Annotated in this window: 2 protein-coding genes and 1 pseudogene; 2 read left to right on the top strand and 1 reads right to left on the bottom strand. The window is 68.7% G+C overall.

What is annotated here, in order from left to right; all coding sequences use genetic code 11:
- Both JS521_RS18000 and JS521_RS17995 read left to right on the top strand, forming a co-directional pair.
- Window positions 1-264 (top strand): annotated as a pseudogene (locus JS521_RS18000) (hypothetical protein); the annotation flags it as partial.
- 165 nt (window positions 265-429) lie between these two features.
- Entirely contained in the window at window positions 430-1,152 is a 723-nt protein-coding gene (locus tag JS521_RS17995; protein ID WP_205083986.1) for a hypothetical protein, read from the top strand.
- Between the two features lie 112 nt (window positions 1,153-1,264).
- On the opposite strand, the gene ppk2 is transcribed toward JS521_RS17995, so the two are convergent.
- Window positions 1,265-2,230 (bottom strand): polyphosphate kinase 2, encoded by a 966-nt coding sequence (ppk2, locus tag JS521_RS17990; RefSeq protein ID WP_205083985.1) that lies wholly within the window; start codon window positions 2,228-2,230, stop codon window positions 1,265-1,267.
- Window positions 2,231-2,435 lie beyond the last annotated feature (205 nt).

Genomic DNA, 2,435 nt, shown 5'->3' with positions numbered 1-2,435 from the left:
CTGGGGTGCTGGGGGGTGATCGCCAAGGCCGAGAGCGCCAGGGCGAGCGCGTCGGGGCCGGCGGCGGTGGGCGCGGCCCGGCCCCGCCGTACCCTCGCGCACACCAGGGCCGACACCCCGCCCGACCCCGGCGAGACCGATCCGGGCTGCCCGGGCGAAACGCCGTCCCCGTCCCCGGCCGACCCCTCGCCGTCCGATACGGCCTCGGGCGGCCAGGACGAACCCGACGACCCGTGTGCACCGGAGGAGTCAGCCGCGGTCTGAGGCACGTCCCTTTCCTCCCGCCGACCAGGAGGGCCGAATTCCGATTTGCTCGCGGAGCTGCCGGAAAAGGACAGCGGGAAAAAGGTGAGTGACTTTCTGCATCCGCTGGGTACCCGGGCTCATGAGGGCCCGGGGAGGCCCTCGCCATTTCAGGGAGGGAATGCGATGAAGAAGGTCATCCTGGCTGCGGTTTCGGTTTCTCTGGGGGCGACGGCACTGGTGGGGTGCGGTGATGGGGGATCCGATGAAGCGTTCGACGGAAAGAGCGCGGACACCATCGCTGCGGACGCGGTCAAGGCGACGCGTGACGCGAAATCCCTGCGGATCGTCGGAAAGGCGCAGCAGCCCGGCGGCAACGAGATCGGCATCGACTTCCATGTCGACGACGAGGACCGCTGCACGGGCACCATGACCGGGCAGGGAGCCAAGGCCGATGTCCTCCAGGTCGGGCAGAGCGTCTATGTGCGGGGCGACGAGAAATTCTGGCAGAACATGCTGAAGAGCAAGCCGGGCACCGAGAAGGTGGTCAAGCAGGTGCAGGGCAAGTGGGTGGCCTCCGATCCGGCGCAGTCCGGCACGGAGGGGATGTGCGACAAGCAGGCCGCCCTCGCCATGCTGGACAGCGACAAGTCCGAGCGCAAGGGAATGAAGAAGGGCGAGACCACGGAGGTCGACGGCAAGTCGGCGCTGATCCTGGAGAAGAAGCAGGAGAACGGCGAGAAGATCACCATGTACGTGGCCACCGAGGGCGAGCCCTACGTTCTCAAGGCGGTTTCCGAAGGCGGCGAAGCGCCGAGCGAGACGCTGCTGAGCGATTACAACAAGAAGGTCGACGCCCAGAAGCCCGCTGCCGATGACGTGGTGGATCTGGAGAAGATCAACGCCTGACGCATTCCGCTTTTCGGGCGCGGCGAAGAGCTGAGTAAAGGGGGCTCCTCCACCAGCGGGTGGAGGAGCCCCCTTTACTCAGCTCCGTGACGGAAAACGGAAAGGGCCCGGCTCAGTCCTGGCCGGGATGGTTGCCCGGTCCGTGCGCCCGGCCGGTCAGCGGGGTGGGTGAGAGAACCGCCTGCTCCTCGCCGGGCTCCAGCAAGGTGTCCGCAGGACCCACGATCAGCGGGTCCGGTGTTCCGATGGTCTTCTCGTCCTTGCTGTCGTAGTCGAGCCGCCACAACAGGCTGCGCATGGCCTCCAGCCGGCCGCGCTTCTTGTCGTTGTTCTTGACCACCGTCCAGGAAGCGTACTCGGTGTCCGTGGCCCGGAACATCGCGACCTTCGCGTCCGTGTACTCGTCCCACAGGTCCAGCGAGGCCACGTCGGTCGGCGACAGCTTCCACTGGCGGACCGGGTCGACCTGTCGGATCGCGAACCGGGTCCGCTGCTCGCTGCGCGAGACCGAGAACCAGAACTTCACCAGCAGGACGCCGTCCTCGACGAGCATCCGCTCGAACTGCGGGGCCTGCTCGAGGAAATGCTCGTACTGCTCGGTGGTGCAGAAGTCCATCACCCGCTCCACACCGGCCCGGTTGTACCAGGAACGGTCGAAGAAGACGATCTCCCCGGCGGTCGGGAGCTGGGCCACATAGCGCTGGAAGTACCACTGCCCGCTCTCCCGCTCGGTGGGCTTCTCCAGGGCGACCACCCGCGCGCCACGCGGGTTGAGCCGCTCGGTGAACCGCTGGATCGTCCCGCCCTTGCCCGCGGCGTCACGGCCCTCGCACAGGACCACCAGCCGCTGCCCGCTCTCCCGCACCCAGCGCTGGAGCTTCAGCAGTTCGATCTGGAGGACGCGCTTGTCCCGCTCGTACTCCTTGCGGCGCACCCGCCGGTCGTACGGGTAGTTCTCCCGCCAGGTCTCGATCGGGCGGCCCCGGTCGTCCAGCAGAACGGGCTGCTCGGGACGGCGGCCGTCCACGGTCAACCCCTTCAGCAGCTCCGCCGGGTCGGTGTTCGGTCCTTCGGTCATCGCCCTGTCCCCGTTCGCCTCGACATCAACCGGTGCGCTCGACGTCAACCGGGGGGGGGGGGGGGGCCCCCCCCCCCCCGGGGGGGCCCCCCCCCCCCCCCCCCGGCCCCCCCCCCCCCCCCGCCCGCCCGGGGCCCTTCGCCTCGTGGAGCGGACGACCAGGTTCGAACTGGCGACCTCAACCTTGGCAAGGTTGCGCTCTACC

The sequence above is a fragment of the Streptomyces durocortorensis genome (assembly GCF_016901035.1).
GTDB classification, from domain to species: Bacteria; Actinomycetota; Actinomycetes; order Streptomycetales; family Streptomycetaceae; genus Streptomyces; species Streptomyces durocortorensis.
Note: the sequence above shows the minus strand (reverse complement) of the source record. Positions and strands in the feature narration are given on the sequence as shown.

What these genes read in the sequence shown, in the direction of transcription:
- JS521_RS17995 (WP_205083986.1), top strand. Translation starts at nt 430, where the DNA reads ATGAAGAAGGTCATCCTGGCTGCGGTTTCGGTTTCTCTGGGGGCGACG.
- ppk2 (WP_205083985.1), bottom strand. Translation starts at nt 2,230, where the DNA reads ATGACCGAAGGACCGAACACCGACCCGGCGGAGCTGCTGAAGGGGTTG.